The sequence below is a fragment of the Pseudarthrobacter sp. MDT1-22 genome (assembly GCF_054511035.1).
The window spans coordinates 1-14,876 of sequence record NZ_JBTNDK010000010.1; the positions used below are offsets into that span (position 1 = coordinate 1).

The window sequence follows — 14,876 nt, forward strand, 5'->3', positions numbered from 1 at the left end:
ATCTGGACCTTCGCCTTGATCCACTCCGGCTTCCGCTCCACAGGTACTGCAGAGTTGCGCTGCTCAACGCGCAGCAGCTTCCGGCCTTCTGGTGCCAGTGTCACAGGAGTGCTCCCTCAGGGCTTGAAACGAGTGCTTCTTCGTGCTTGCGAAATTCTTCCACGAACCGGTCCGCGATATCGCTCGGGGCTATGTTCCTGCCGGTTTCGATGGACATTGTGGTGACGCTGGCGTCGGTGATGCCACAGGCGATGATCTGGGCATAAGGCGCCAGATCATTGTTGCAGTTAATGGCGACGCCGTGCATTGTGGCCCCGTCCAGGACGCGGATGCCGATTGCTGCAATCTTCCGGTCCGGGCCCTTGCTGTCAGCCGTGATCCACACGCCGGCGCGTCCCTTGATGCGCTCTGCGTTGATGCCATAGTCAGCCATAACCGCGATCATGACGGCTTCGAGCCGTTCAACGTAGTCTCGGATGCCGGACCGGTTCTTCAGCTTGAGGATCGGATACGCGATCAGCTGGCCGGGGCCATGCCAGGTCAGCTTTCCGCCGCGGTCCACCGCAACGACGGGCGTACCGTCCAACGGGCGTTCGTGCTCTTCCGTGAGCTTGCCCGCTGTATAGACGGCGGCATGTTCAAGGATGAGGACAGTGTTGGGCGCTTCGGCTGTGACGACCTTGCTGTGGATCCCGCGCTGCAGATCCCAGCCGCGCGTGTAGTCAACGAAGTCCGGGGCGAGACCCACCTGTGAAAACTCAAGAGTCATGCCGTCAAGCTTAGACCCCGATCCGTGAGGGGTCCGGTTATAGTGTCGGACCTCTCATATCTCTGACGGATCCAGCGATGCCCATGGCCTGTGGATAACTTCTGCAGGCATTCCCGGATTCCGCTAGACATAAGTCATGGATGATTTCACTGCCCCGGTGGTTCCCGGCTTCCTGGTGGGCCGCGTGTTGGGCCGCGGCGGAAGTTCAACGGTGTGGCTGGTTACCGAAGCAAGGTCCGGCCGCGAGTTTGCGCTGAAATGCCTCGGTGCAGGGCACGGCGGTGCGACCGGTCCCGGCGAAGGCAGGGAAAGCGGGGCCGACGCCGAGGAGGCCATCCGCCGTGAAATCCGCATTCTTTCTGTCCTTGACCACCAGCACCTCATCAAAGCCCACGACGCCCTCCGTCTTCGCGAGCCGGCCGGATCAGCAGTTACGGCCGTAGGGACAATAGGGCTGCTGCTGGATTACGCGCCCGGCGGTTCCCTCGGAGAGCTGGTCGGAAGCAGGGCCAAGCTCACCATCGGGGAGACGGTCACCGTGCTCACCCCTATTGCCCAGGTACTTGGCTACCTGCACGGCCAGGGGTTCACCCACGGTGACGTATCGCCCGGGAACGTCCTCTTTACAGGCCATGGCAAGCCAATGCTGTCCGACGTCGGGATCGCCAGGATGGTGGGTGATGTTTCGGCAGTGCCGGACCATGGCACCCCGGGGTTCATGGATCCGGCACCGGTGGACGCCGTGAGGGCGGGGCTGCAGCCGGAACGCGACGTTTACTCGGTGGCGGCGCTGGGGTGGTATTGCCTCACGGGCCAGCCGCCACGCCGTACCGCCGACCGTCTGCCTCTTTCCCTCCTGCTCCCTGACGTTCCAGTCGAGCTGGCCGCGGCCCTGGAGGCTGGTCTTAATGAGGACCGGCGGCTCCGGCCCACGGCTGTTGAGCTGGCGACGGCGGTCTACCGCAGTGCCCCACCGTTGCCGGTGGACCTCGCCTCCTCCGTCCACGCCACGGTTATCCCGCAGCTCCTGACGCGGCGCCCCGTCCCGGAACATCCCGGCGGTGCGCTCTGGAATGGTCTCCGGACCTGGCGGCGCAGGATCTCGACGTCGCGTTGGTCCGGGCTGGTGGGGGTGCGGCAGGTCCTTCCGTTCCCGGCTGGGGAGAAAGCGGAGATGCCCGTGGTGCGCGCACCGGAGCCCCGCGCACCAGAGGCCAGCGCACCTGAGGCCAGCGCACCAGCGGCCGGCCGCGTCGACGCAATGGTCCAGGCTGTCGACGGGGAAAAGCCGGCGCCGCGCGGCAGGCATGCCGTGAAACCTGTCCCGAAGGGTCACGAACCCAACGCCGGTGCGAGGCGTCGGACGGTGGCGTCGTCGAAATCGGTGGACCCCGGCCCGTCCCGGCGCCGTGGGCGCTCAGGGATAGCCGGGCACAATCGAGGCACCATGCTGTTGGCGGTGGGAGCGGGTGCGATCCTGGCAGGCGCTATCTGGGCCGCCGGCGTCTTTGGGCCGGATGGGCCGTGGGGGGCGCCAGCTTGGCCAGAGACGGTGGCGGAGAGTGCGGATGCCGGAGGGGTGGACCCAGTGTTCGCCGCCGCAGGAGTCCCGGCCGACGCCGCGGCCCAGCTGGACTCGGCGGACCCGCTCGAAGCAGTCCGGGGATTGGCCGCCGTGAGGTCCCTGGCCTTCAGTTCCGGCCGGCTGGAGCTGCTGGATCTGGTTAATGCCCCGGGATCGGCGGCCTCTGCCGCGGATGCAGGCCTTAAGGCCGAGCTCCAGGAGTCAGGCCACGTCCTGGCCGGATTCACGAGTTCCGTAGCGGATCTGCAGGTCCAGCCCGGCGGTCCCTCCGGCCAGGTTGTTGTCAGTGTCACGTCAGCCACGTCGCCCTATGAGGAAAGGGACGCTTCCGGAGCGATCGTGGCGGCCGGCGCCCCTGCAGCCGTCCAGAACCTCCGGCTGGTGCTGGTCTCCGTTGACGGCCGCTGGCGGATCACGGACGTCCTTCCCGGCACCTGACTGGTTGCCTCAGCACGTTGGCTCAGCACGTTGGCTCAGCCTGTTGGCTCAGCCCATTGACTCAGGCTCAGTGTTTGCCGGCCACCCAGGCAGCGGCCTGGGCCAGTGACGGGTGCTGCCACTGGAAGCCGGCTGCTTCCAGGGCCGCCGGTTCCATCCGCTGGCTGGAAAGGATGAGTTCATCGGCCAACTTCCACATGACCAGGCGCAGGGCAGGCGAAGGTACGCGGAAAAATGCCGGCCGATGCAGCGCGGATGCCAGTGCGCCGGTCAAGGCGTTAACGTCGGCGTTTTCGGGGGCGCAGACATTGACCGGGCCGTGGAGCCCGGAGTCGGCGAGGAACAGAAATGCTGCGGCGACGTCCGGAAGCGTGATCCACGGCCAGTACTGCCTGCCGTTGCCGAGTGGACCACCGAGCCCGAGGCGAAGCAGCGGCAGAAGCCGGCCCAGTGCGCCGCCTGCAGGGCTGAGGACAACACCCGTCCGGGGAGTGATAACACGGACGCCTGACGGGGCCTCGTGCGCGGCTGCTTCCCACTCACGGCAGATCCGCGCCATAATGCCCTTGCCGTTCGGCGAGTTCTCGCGAAGAACGGCAGTACCCCGGTCACCGTAATAGTTGGAGCCCGACTGGCTGACGAAGACCTGCGGCGGCTGCTCCAGCTTCGCCATCGCCGCTACCAGTGTGCGCGTCGGGTCCAACCGCGAGGTCAACAGCTCGTCGATCCGGCGTCTGGTCCAGGGTCTGTCCCCGATTCCGGCACCGGAGAGGTTGACCACTGCGTCGGCGCCGGCCAGCGCCGCCGGATCCAGGCGGCGCGCTGCGGGGTCCCAGCGGATTTCGGCCGCGGACGTGGGCTCGCGTCGGACGAGGGTGGTCACGTCATGGCCGGCCTCTCGCAGCGTTGCGGACAAATGGGTCCCGATCAGCCCTGAGGCCCCGGCAATGACGATGTGCATGATCCATCTCACCACGGCCCGCACGCCGTCGGTACCTCCCCGGGACCGTACCGGGAGTTGACTATGATCGAACGATGACTTCTTCGAGCTACTTCCGGTTTCCGCATGTTCACGGCGATCTGGTCACGTTTGTGGCAGAGGACGACGTGTGGATCGCGCCGCTCAGCGGCGGCCGCGCCTGGCGGGTTTCGTCACTGCAGCTGCCTGCCCGCAATCCGCGTTTTACGCCTGACGGCAAACGGCTGGTCTGGACTGTCGTCCAGGGAACCGCCCCGGAAGTGGTCTCGGCGGAGGTGGACGGCGGTGGCTACCGGCAACTGACGTATTTCGGCCACGCCACAACCAGGGTCAAAGGCTTCACGGCAGCCGGCGACGCAGTAGTGACCAGCGCGTTCCGCCAGGCTGAAAGCCGGCACACCTACGCTTACAGCGTCCCGGTCGACGGCGGGTCGGCTGAGGAGCTCCCCTTCGGACCCGTCGAATCCGTGGCCTTTGGTCCGGAAGTGGGGGACGAGCGGCCGGTTGTCCTGGCCAGTGTGCTCTCCCGTGAACCGGCCTGGTGGAAGCGGTACCGCGGCGGCACAGCGGGCAAGCTCTGGATTGACGCCGACGGAAACGGGGAGTTCGAGCGCCTGGTTGCCCACCTCGACGGAAACCTCGCAGATCCGATGTGGGTGGACGGGCGCATCGCGTTCCTGTCAGACCACGAGGGTTACGGAAACCTGTACTCGGTGCTGCCCGGCGGCGGCGATCTTCGACGGCACACCGACCACGAGGACTTCTACGTCCGGCACGCGTCCACCGACGGTGGGCGGATCATCTTCGAATCTGCCGGTGAGCTCTGGATCCTGCACGATCTGTCCTCTGCCGCGGTACGGCTGGACATCTCGCTGGGTTCCGCGTCGCAATCGCGTCGCCCGGGCCTGTTGAAAACCTCCAAACATTTGGGCACGGTGATGCCGGATGACAGCGGCTCCGCCAGCGCAGTGGAGGCCCATGGCACCCTTCACTGGCTCCGTCACCAGGACGGCCCCTCCCGTATCGTCGAGGCCACGCCGGGTGTCCGGGCACGGCTCCCCAGGCCGCTCGACGGCGGCCGCCTCGCTTACGTCGCCGATCACGACGGCGTGGAGGCGATCTACATCAAGGAGATTGCCGCGCAGGTTCCCGACACCGTGGTCCCTGCCGTTACGGCAGCCCCGGCTGCCGTAACCGCTGCAGCCGCTCGGGACCAGGAAGCGCCACTGCCGCGCCCGGTTCCCGCGGCAGCATCGTCCGCACCGGTGACTGCCGACGTCGTTGTTCCGGTGCCTGATGACTCCCGGGCCGATGACTCCCCGGCCGACGCCGCCCACGGCCCGTCGGAAGCCGACGTCGACGCAGGACGGGCCGGCCTGCCGACCCGCATCGCCTTCCCGAAGCCGTCACGCGCCAGCGCCCTGGAAGTTAGCCCCGATGGCCGGTGGCTTGCGGTGGGTACCTCCTTCGGGGATGTCTATGTGGCGGACACAGCCACCGGCGAGCTTTCCCTCGTCACCAGCATCGGCGAGGGCAGCATCGCGGAACTCGCGTGGTCGCCTGACTCCCAGTGGCTTGCCTGGTCCGAACCTGTCACCTCGTTCGGTTCCCGGAGCCGGCTCCGGCTGGCCAATGCCGCGGACCCGGCGGGCGGCATCGTCGAGGTCACTGACGGCCGTTTCTGCGACGGGTCCCCAAGCTTCACGCCGGACGGTAAGTTCCTGGCCTTCCTGTCCAACCGCAGCTTTGATCCGGTGTACGACGGGCACTCGTTCGACCTGTCCTTCCCCAGCCCCATCAAGCCGTACCTGGTGGCACTGGCCGCCACGACGCCGTCGCCGTTTGGCCCCGCCGTTGACCTGTCCCCTGCCGCACACACGGACAGCGCGGATACCACGGACGCAGACACCGCGGCAGGTCCCGCGGTCCGCGTGGATCCGGCCGGGCTGGCCCACCGTGTCATCGGCGTTCCGGTGCCCCAGGGCAACTACACGTCACTCACGTCAACGGAGGGTGCACTGCTATGGCTGGACTGGGCCCTGGCAGGCGTCACCGGCGACGGCAAAGCCAGCCAGGAAGACAAGGACGCCCGCCCCAGCCTGGTCCGGTTCGACCTTGCCCGCCGTAAGTCCGCCACGCTGGTGGAAGCCCTGGACAGCTACCGGCTCTCCGGCGATGGCAAGAAAGTAGTGCTGGTCAACGACAAGCAGGTCAGTGTGATTCCTTCTGCTGCCAAAGCCGATGAGGAATCCGGCCAGCTGGTCAAGGTGGACCTGGGCCGCATCCGCGTGATGATGGACCCCCTCAGCGTCTGGGGCCAGGCGTTCGACGAAGCCTGGCGCCTGCAGCGCGACTTCTTCTGGGCAGAAGATATGGCAGGACAGGATTGGGAGTCGATCCACAAGCGGTACCGTCCGATCGTTGACCGGTTGGGGTCCCACGACGACCTGGTGGACCTGCTCTGGGAGCTCCACGGCGAGCTGGGCACCTCGCACGCCTACGTCCGGCCCGCAGCCGTCACGGAAAACGGCAGCAACGGCCAGGGACGGCTTGGCGCAGACTTCACGTTCACACCCGCGGGCTGGGAGATCACCCGCATCCTGGCCGGCGAGTCCTCGGACCCGCTGGCCACCTCGCCGCTGACCCGGCCCGGCGCTGCCGCCATGGCCGGGGACGTAGTACTGGCTATCGACGGTGTGCCGCTGTCCGCCACGGTGAGCCCCGCGATGCAGCTGGTGGGCGCCGCCGGACGGGCTGTGGAGCTGACATTACGCAACGGAGCCGGGCATGGAGTCGAGGCAGGGGAGCAGCGGAGGATCGCTGTGATCCCGGTCAAGGACGAGGAGCGACTGCGCTACCAGGAATGGGTGGCCGCGAACCGCGGGATCGTCCGGGAGGCCTCCGGCGGCCGCTACGGGTACCTGCATATCCCGGACATGATGGCCAACGGCTGGGCGCAGCTGCACCGCGACCTGGACACCGAAACTGCCCTGGACGGACTCATCGTGGATGTCCGCCGGAACCGTGGCGGACACACGTCCCAGCTGGTGGCGGAGCTGATTGGCCGGAAGGTCACCGGCTGGAGTATGCCCCGCGGCGAACGTCCGCGGACCTACCCGCACCACGCGCCGCGGGGTCCGGTGATCATCCTCGCCGATGAATTTGCCGGGTCCGACGGCGACATCATCACCCAGGTCTCCAAACTGCGGGGGATCGGCCCGGTGATCGGCACGCGCACGTGGGGCGGTGTGGTGGGGATCGACAACAGGTTCTCCCTGGCCGACGGTACCGGCGTGACCCAGCCGCGGTACGCCACCTGGTTCGGTGGCGGCGTGGGCTGGTCCGTGGAAAACTACGGCGTGGATCCCGACATCGAAGTGCTCTACCCGCCGCACGCCTATGCCGCCGGCAGGGACCCCCAGCTGGAATACGGGATCGGTGCGCTCAAGGAAATGATCCAGGAACTGCCCACGGACAGGCCCCCGGTCCGCGAAGGCTACCGGCGCCTGAAGCCTGCACCGCTGCCGTCCCGCCGGCACGGCGAATAGGGCCGGCCCGGTAGCAACAGAACAAAGCAGGCCCCGCTCCTCCCGGATAGTCCGGGCGGGGCAGGGCCTGCTCTGTCTCAGGAGCCTTCAGCGTTCATAGCGAACGCGGCAGCGGCCTGGCTGGATCAGGACTGAAGGGTAGCGGCCAGGGTGATGTCGATGCTGGCCAGCGCGCCGGAAACCGGGCACCCAACCTTGGCTTCGCCGGCGATCTTCTGGAATTCCTCTTCGGAAATGCCGGGAATCTTTGCGGACACCGTCAGGTGGCTGCCGGTGATGCCGGTGCCGGGAACGAAGGTCACGTCGGCTTTGGTGTTGACTTCTTCCGGAGCATGTCCGGCCTGGGCGAGCATATTGCTGAACGCCATCGAGAAACAGCTCGCGTGCGCTGCGGCGATCAGCTCTTCCGGGCTGGTCTTGCCCTCGGCCGCTTCGGTGCGGGCCTTCCAGGTAACCTCAAATGTGCCCAGGCCGGAGCTGTCCAGCGTGGTCTGACCCGACCCTGTCATCAGGTCGCCGTTCCATACTGTGTGCGCGGTGCGTGTTGCTGCCATGTCCACTCCTCAAAGTCGGTTCGAACCGGGACCGGCCGTTGCCTGGCCCCGCCGGTTCCAATCCTAGGGATTGAGCGGCGGCCGTGCACAGGGTGTCCGCTCTCAGTGGATTGTGACTGTGCAACCCAGCCGCCCGGCGGCTGCGTGGCGGTCACCGCTTGGCCGTTAAACTTCGACGGCGCCGCACCCCACAGAGGGGGAGCGGCGCCGTCGTGAGTGGTTCAGCCGGCGTTCAGTTCCACATCGTGGCGATGGCCACGTTGAGCAGTGCAAGTCCGCCAACTCCGTGGGCCAGGCCCTTGCTGATGTCTTCGCCCTTTTTGTATTTGCGGCGGCCGATGAAAGCCAGCACGCCGACGGCCAGGGCGATGGCGAACTTGATGCCCAGCTTGAAGTAATTCGCGTCCATGTCCAGGGACGGGATCAAGCCCATCAGCACAATGCCGGTGATGAGCTGAAGAGCTGCGCCGTCGAACTGCCGGGGGTGGACGGTGGGGGTTTTCATGTTCCCGATCCAGATTCCGACGATCATGGCGGCGCCGACGATGTGCAGGAAGACCACGAGGTTGTACACGATAATCATGCGATCAGTCTACGCAGGGGTTCTACATCATGTAGTAAGGCCGGCCGCAGAGTTTGTGTGTCGGCGGAGACAGCGCTGCGCCTTAAAACGCGACGGCGGTGCACGCCTTCCGGTGGTTTCCCACCGGCGCGTGCACCGCCGTCGTGCGGTTCTGGCCTGGGGCTAGAGTCCCAGGTCGGCCTCGAAGGCGCCTTCTTCAAGGCGGGCCTTCAGGGTCTGGAGGAAGCGGCCTGCATCCGCGCCGTCCACCAGGCGGTGGTCGTACGTGAGGGACAGGTACATCATGGAGCGGATGGCGATCGAGTCGTCACCGTTCTCATCGGCCACCACCACGGGGCGCTTGACGATCGCGCCGGTGCCCAGGATGCCGACCTGAGGCTGGTTGATGATCGGGGTGTCGAACAGGGCGCCGACCGAACCGATGTTGGTGATGCTGAACGTTCCGCCGGACAGTTCGTCCGGGCCGATCTTGCCGTCGCGGGTGCGCCCGGCAACGTCGGCGATCTTGGCGGCCAGTCCGGCCAGGTTCAGGTTGCCGGCATCGGAGATGACCGGAACCAGGAGGCCCTTGTCCGTGTCCACTGCGATCGCCAGGTGCTCGGCGTTGTGGTATGTGATTTCCTGCTTGTCCTCGTCGTACGCAGCGTTGAGCTTGGGGTGCTGCTTGAGGGCCTCGGCCACGGCCTTGGCGATGAACGGCAGGAAGGTGAGCTTGACGCCGTTCTGGGCCAGGAAGGAGTTCTTGGCCTTCAGGCGGAGCTTGGCCACCTTGGTCATGTCCACCTCGTGCACCTGAGTGAGCTGCGTGGAGATTTCGAGGGATTCGCGCATACGGCGGGCGATGACCTGGCGGATGCGGGGTGCCTTCTGCGTGGTGCCACGCAGGGAGGAGGCAGCCGGGCCGGCTGGAGCGGCGGACGGCTTGGCCGGTGCTGCTGCAGCGGGAGCGGCCTTGGCTTCTGCCGCGGCGAGGACGTCCTGCTTGCGGATGCGCCCGCCGACGCCGGTACCGGACAGTGATGCGACGTCCACGCCGTGCTGGTTGGCCAGCTTCCGGACCAGGGGAGTCACGTAGCCGGATTCGCCGCCGGCAGCAGGCTCGGCCGCGGGTGCCGGGGCCGTAGCGGGAGCAGGTGCTGCTGCCGCGGCAGGTGCCGCCGGAGCAGGCTCTGCCTTGGGTGCTTCGGGTGCCGGTGCCGCTGCGGGCGCCGGTGCGGCAGGCGCGGCGGCGGGTGCCGGCGCTGCAGCTGGGGCCGGTGCGGAGGCTGCCGCGCCGGAGCCGATGACGGCGAGGACGGCGCCAACTTCGGCGGTTTCGTCTTCGTTGACCCGGATTTCCTGCAGCGTTCCAGCGACGGGGGACGGGATTTCGGTGTCAACCTTGTCCGTGGATACCTCGAGCAGCGGTTCGTCCACTGCAACGGTGTCGCCCACGGCCTTCAGCCAGCGTGTGACGGTTCCTTCGGTGACGCTTTCGCCCAGTGCCGGGAGGGTGACATCGTGGCTTTCGCCGTCCGAAGCGGCGGGTGCTGCCGCTGCGGGAGCTTCTGCAGCCGGTGCTTCTGCGGCCGGGGCTTCCTCGGCCGGGGCCTCTGCAGCCGGTGCTGCTGCTTCGGGGGCTGCGCCGCCGCCGGAGCCGTCGCCGATGCGGACCAGGGGAGCGCCTACTTCAGCGGTCTCGTCTTCGGCTACGAGGATTTCCTCGATGATGCCGGCAATCGGAGAGGGGATTTCGGTGTCTACTTTGTCGGTGGAAACCTCGAGCAGCGGTTCGTCCACCTCTACCCGGTCACCTACCTGCTTGAGCCAGCGGGTGACGGTTCCTTCGGTGACGCTCTCACCGAGGGCGGGCAAGTTAACGGATTCAGACATGTCGTCCCCGTTCTCCTTATTGATCTTTTGTGCGGATGATGGCTGGCTTGTTCGAGCTTAGTGCACCCGGCGGGTCACGCCGGGTGCACAAAGCCCTGTTGTCTTGCTGTGCTGCTGGCTGTAATTAGCCGTGAAGCGGGCGACCGGCCAGGGCCATTGCGGCCTCGCCGAGTGCCTCGTTCTGCGTCGGGTGCGCGTGGATGAGTCCGGCAACATCTTCCGGGTAGGCTTCCCAGTTGACGATCAGCTGGGCTTCGCCGATCTGCTCGCCGACGCGGGTGCCGATCATGTGGACGCCAACAACAGGGCCGTCTTTTTCGCGGACGAACTTGATGATGCCGCCGGTGCCCAGAATGGCGCTCTTGCCGTTTCCGGCCAGGTTGTATTCCGTGCTTTCAACCCTGTCTTCGCCGAACTTCTCCTTGGCGGCCTTCTCGGAGTAACCCACCGAGGCAATCTCGGGATCGCAGTAGGTGACCTTGGGGACGTTGATGTCGTCGACAACCACGGGCTTCAAGCCGGCGATTTCTTCGGCGACGAAGATGCCCTGCTGGAAACCGCGGTGTGCCAGCTGCACGCCGGGAACGATGTCGCCGACGGCGTAGACGTTGCCGACGCCGGTGTGGAGGCGTTCGTTGGTGATCACGAAGCCGCGATCAACCGTGACTCCCGCTTCTTCGAACCCCAGGCCCGCCGTGGACGGTCCGCGTCCGACAGCAACGAGCAGAAGGTCTGCTTCGAAGGTCTTGCCGTCCACCAGGGTGACCTTGACGCCGTCGTTGTCCTGCTCGACGCCCTGGAAGAAGGTGCCGGTGTTGAACTTGATGCCGCGCTTCTTGAAGCTGCGCTCCAGGACCTTGATGATGGATGCGTCCTCGTTGGGCACCAGGGACGGCAGGCCCTCAATGATGGTGACGTCCACGGCGAAGGACTTCCATACCGAAGCGAATTCGACGCCGATGACGCCGCCGCCCAGGACGATGACGCTCTTGGGCACGTAGTCCATCTTCAGGGCTTCGTCGGAGGTGATCACGCGGCCGCCGATTTCCAGGCCCGGAAGGGAGCGGGAGTAGGAGCCGGTGGCGAGGACGATGTTCTTGCCCTTGTAGGCCGTGCCGTTCACGGTGATGGTGTCCGGGGCGGTGAGCTTGCCTTCGCCCTCAATGACGGTGATGCCCTTGCCCTTGATCAGACCCTGCAGGCCCTTGAACTTACCGGCAATGATGCCGTCTTTGTAGGCGTTCACGGCGGTCATGTCGATGGACTGGAGCTCCACGTTCACGCCGTACTTGGCGCCGTCGCGGGCGTGGTCGGCAACTTCTGCGGAGTGCAGCAGGGCCTTGGTGGGGATACAGCCGTTGTGCAGGCAGGTGCCGCCCAGTTTGGCCTTCTCAACCAGACCAACGGTCAAGCCAAGCTGTACGGCACGCAGGGCCGTGGCGTATCCGCCGCTGCCGCCACCTAGTACCAGGATGTCGAATTCTTGCGCAGTTGCCTGATCGGCCACTTAGACGCTCCCTCGCGTGAACGATGACGCGATCGTGCGCATCATCTGGTCTTGGAACTTGTACTGCCGTGATTATGCCAGCAGGCAGGTTCTCGTGCATTTGTGACTACCGGGGTTCACCTTAGCGAACCCCTCATCCATGCTCCACCTTGGCGCCGCCTTTGTGGGGCGCTTGTGTCGAGTGTCACGCGGCCATGTGGCCAAGGGATCACGGCCGGTTCTGTGGTCGCAGGTCAAACGGCCGCGTGACAACTCAACAGCACGGGTCAGGGTTCCCCGGGGGTCAGACGGCAGCCGCCAGCATGTCCTCCACGTAGGCAACCAGTGTGCGGACCGTGCAGCCCGTGCCCTGTTTGTGGGTGTAGCCGTAAGGGCTTCCGTTGTTGAAGGAGGGGCCGGCGATGTCGATGTGCGCCCAGGGGATCTGCTCCCCGTCTTTGCCCTTGCCCACAAACTCGCGCAGGAAAACAGCCGCGGTCATCATGCCGCCGTGGCGCTCACCGATATTGGCGAGGTCGGCCACCTGGGAGTCGATGCTCGGGCGCAGTTCCTCCGGCAGCGGCATGGGCCACACCAGTTCGCCCGCACGGTCGGCGGCGGCCTTGAGTGGCCCGGTGACACTGTCAGAGCCCATCACGCCGGCGGTCCTGTTGCCGAGGGCGATGAGCTGCGCACCGGTGAGGGTGGCGACGTCGATGATGGCGTCAGGGTATTCGAGGCTCGCCGCGACGATGCCGTCTGCCATGACCAGGCGGCCCTCGGCATCGGTGTTCAGCACCTCAACGGTCTTGCCGCCGAACATGGTAAGGACATCCGCCGGCCGTGAGGCCGCACCGGAGGGCATGTTTTCTGCGATGCAGAGCCAGGCGGTCGCCTTCACCGGCAGGCCAAGTCCCGCGATGGCCAGCACAGTATTAAGGACGACGGCGGCGCCTGCCATATCGCTCTTCATGTCACCCATGCCAAGGGCCGGCTTGATCGAAATTCCGCCGGTGTCGAACGTGATGCCCTTGCCCACCAAGGCGATTTTTGCGGTGGCCTTTGCAGGGGCGTATTCGACCTTCACCAGGCGGGGCTGGCGCGTGGACCCCTTGCCCACGCCCATGATGCCGCCGAAGCCTTCCTTTTCCAGGCGCTTTTCGTCCCAGACCGTGACCTTAACAGGCAGGCCCTTGGACAGTTCCTTGGCGGCTTCCGCAAAGGATTCGGGGTAGAGGTGGCTGGGCGGCTGGTTGACCAGGGACCGCGTGGCGTTGACGGCTTTGCCGATCAGGCCTGCCCGCGTCAGCGCAGAGCGCAGCGCATCATTGGCGGTAACGTCCGTGTAGATCACCGCGTTGCGGACCGGATCCTTCAGCCCGTCGTTGGACGACCGGTACTCGGTGAACGAATAGGCTCCCAGGGCGGCACCTTCGGCCACCGCCGCGACGTCGGCGACTCCCGCCGTTGGGAGCGCGAGGACAACGGTGGGCAGGCCGCTGAGCTGGCGGACGGCGGAACCTGCGGCACGCCGCAGGGCCTCTTCGGTCAGCGGGCGGCCAGCGGCCACCTTGCCGACGCCGGCGAGGACCAGGACCCCGGAACCCGTTTCCGGCAGGCCGGGCAGCCGGACGACCTGGTCAGCGGCGCCGGTGACGCCCAGGACCTTCAGGGAGTCAGTTAGCGCTTCAGCCGATTTTGCGGTCAGCGGATTCTCAAGCAGGACGGGGCCGTCCGATCCCTGTCCCACGCCGATGACAACGGCGTCACTGGGGGTCCTCTTCAGGTCCTTAGCGAGGGTACTAAGGTTGATTTCAGTATTCTTGACCACGGGGTAAGTCCTCAATTCTCGAAAAGGCTGTTCGCGCTGGTATGGATGTCAGGCGCTCGGCCATGGAAATCCGGCGGCCGTCCGATCGGGACGTCGCCGGGGTGCCGGTAAACCCGTCCGGCGGGCCATTCACGATCGTAGCCGCTGCGGGCCGCGGCAGCGGAATCTCCTGAGACCTGCGCCACACCCGCTGGCGGAATTCAGGGGTGCCTGGCCGCGTTGTACAAGATATTCACCCGACTCCTTGAAAGGACGACGCCGTGCTTGAACGGATTTCCGGTTCCCTGCTGGACCCCGATGCGCTCTATGCGAGCAACATCGAGCTGTTCCACAGCCCGGCGCTCCGCGGGCTGAACCTGGTGATGGGTTTCACTGGCTTCGCCGATGCCGGCCACGTGGTGAAGCAGATCAATGCGGAGCTCCTGGACACCCTCGACGCCGAGACGGTGGCGGTGTTCGACGCCGACCAGCTCATCGACTACCGGTCGCGGCGGCCCCACATCTCCTTTGTGGAGGATCACTTGCAGGACTATCAGCAGCCGAAGCTGGCGCTGTACAAGCTGACGGACGGGCTCGGCAGCCCCTTCCTGCTGCTGGCCGGTTTTGAACCCGACCTTCAATGGGAGCGGTTCGCGCGCGCCGTCGTCGGCATTGTGGAAAAGCTGGACGTGAACCTCGTGACCTGGATCCACTCCATTCCCATGCCGGTGCCGCACACGCGCCCGGTGGGTGTGACCGTCCACGGCAACCGTCCGGAACTGATCGAGGGCATCTCGGTCTGGAAGCCCACCGTTGACGTTCCGGCGGCCGTGGGCCACATTCTGGAGCTGCGGCTGATGGAAGCCGGGCGCAATGTTGCCGGCTACGTGATCCACGTTCCGCACTACCTCGCTGAGGCGGAGTACCCGCCGGCCGCCGTCGCCGGACTCGAATTCCTCGGTGCCGCGACGTCCCTGATGCTGCCGGCGGACCGGCTGCGCGAAGCGGGCCGGGAAGTGGGGCGCCAGATCGCCGAGCAGGTGGCCGCCTCCGAAGATGTGCAGCAGGTGGTCACCCGGCTGGAGGAGCGGTACGACGAGAAGGCCGAAGGCACAGTCCGGCGCTCCCTCCTGGCCGATGAAAATGACGAACTGCCCAACGGGGACGAGCTGGGCGCGGCAGTGGAGGCCTACTTGGCCCGCGAGAACCCGCACCCGTAGCCCCGCCCCACGGCGTCCGCCTGGCAGACGCT

General features: G+C 66.3%; 10 protein-coding genes and 1 pseudogene. 3 read left to right on the forward strand and 8 right to left on the reverse strand.

Annotated features, from left to right (window positions below):
• A pseudogene (locus ACX80M_RS09805) lies at positions 1 to 104 on the reverse strand (lipoyl synthase); the annotation flags it as partial.
• Positions 101 to 769, reverse strand: a complete 669-nt coding sequence (gene lipB / locus ACX80M_RS09810; protein ID WP_252609146.1) for a lipoyl(octanoyl) transferase LipB — start codon at positions 767 to 769, stop codon at positions 101 to 103. The gene lipB and the pseudogene ACX80M_RS09805, both read right to left, overlap by 4 nt.
• 136 nt (positions 770 to 905) lie before the next feature.
• On the opposite strand from lipB, the gene ACX80M_RS09815 reads away from it, so the two are divergent.
• Complete coding sequence (locus ACX80M_RS09815; protein WP_459309499.1) at positions 906 to 2,792, forward strand: serine/threonine protein kinase; 1,887 nt, start codon at positions 906 to 908, stop codon at positions 2,790 to 2,792.
• A gap of 67 nt (positions 2,793 to 2,859) precedes the next feature.
• On the opposite strand, the gene ACX80M_RS09820 is transcribed toward ACX80M_RS09815, so the two are convergent.
• On the reverse strand, positions 2,860 to 3,753 hold the full coding sequence (locus ACX80M_RS09820; protein WP_252600156.1) for a TIGR01777 family oxidoreductase: 894 nt from the start codon (positions 3,751 to 3,753) through the stop codon (positions 2,860 to 2,862).
• A 74-nt stretch (positions 3,754 to 3,827) separates the two neighbouring features.
• Here ACX80M_RS09820 and ACX80M_RS09825 point away from each other — a divergent pair, with 74 nt between their 5' ends.
• Positions 3,828 to 7,319, forward strand: coding sequence for a S41 family peptidase (locus ACX80M_RS09825; protein ID WP_459309501.1), 3,492 nt, complete (start codon positions 3,828 to 3,830; stop codon positions 7,317 to 7,319).
• A gap of 125 nt (positions 7,320 to 7,444) precedes the next feature.
• Here the strand turns inward: ACX80M_RS09825 and ACX80M_RS09830 are convergent, their stop codons facing one another.
• The 5 genes from ACX80M_RS09830 to ACX80M_RS09850 form a co-directional block, all read right to left on the reverse strand.
• Complete coding sequence (locus ACX80M_RS09830; RefSeq protein ID WP_252600158.1) at positions 7,445 to 7,873, reverse strand: OsmC family protein; 429 nt, start codon at positions 7,871 to 7,873, stop codon at positions 7,445 to 7,447.
• Between the two features lie 232 nt (positions 7,874 to 8,105).
• The gene (locus ACX80M_RS09835; RefSeq protein WP_252614038.1) at positions 8,106 to 8,456 is read right to left on the reverse strand and encodes a hypothetical protein; all 351 of its coding nucleotides are present in this window, start codon (positions 8,454 to 8,456) and stop codon (positions 8,106 to 8,108) included.
• 162 nt (positions 8,457 to 8,618) lie between these two features.
• On the reverse strand, positions 8,619 to 10,328 hold the full coding sequence (gene sucB / locus ACX80M_RS09840) for a 2-oxoglutarate dehydrogenase, E2 component, dihydrolipoamide succinyltransferase (RefSeq protein ID WP_252609150.1): 1,710 nt from the start codon (positions 10,326 to 10,328) through the stop codon (positions 8,619 to 8,621).
• A gap of 124 nt (positions 10,329 to 10,452) precedes the next feature.
• A complete protein-coding gene (gene lpdA, locus ACX80M_RS09845) occupies positions 10,453 to 11,835 on the reverse strand; it encodes a dihydrolipoyl dehydrogenase (RefSeq protein ID WP_252600161.1) in 1,383 nt (460 codons plus the stop codon).
• Positions 11,836 to 12,118: 283 nt separating this feature from the next.
• On the reverse strand, positions 12,119 to 13,645 hold the full coding sequence (locus tag ACX80M_RS09850; RefSeq protein WP_252600162.1) for a leucyl aminopeptidase: 1,527 nt from the start codon (positions 13,643 to 13,645) through the stop codon (positions 12,119 to 12,121).
• A gap of 260 nt (positions 13,646 to 13,905) precedes the next feature.
• Between ACX80M_RS09850 and ACX80M_RS09855 the strand changes: the two genes are divergently transcribed.
• Complete coding sequence (locus tag ACX80M_RS09855) at positions 13,906 to 14,844, forward strand: proteasome assembly chaperone family protein (protein WP_252600163.1); 939 nt, start codon at positions 13,906 to 13,908, stop codon at positions 14,842 to 14,844.
• The last annotated feature ends 32 nt before the right edge of the window (positions 14,845 to 14,876 follow it).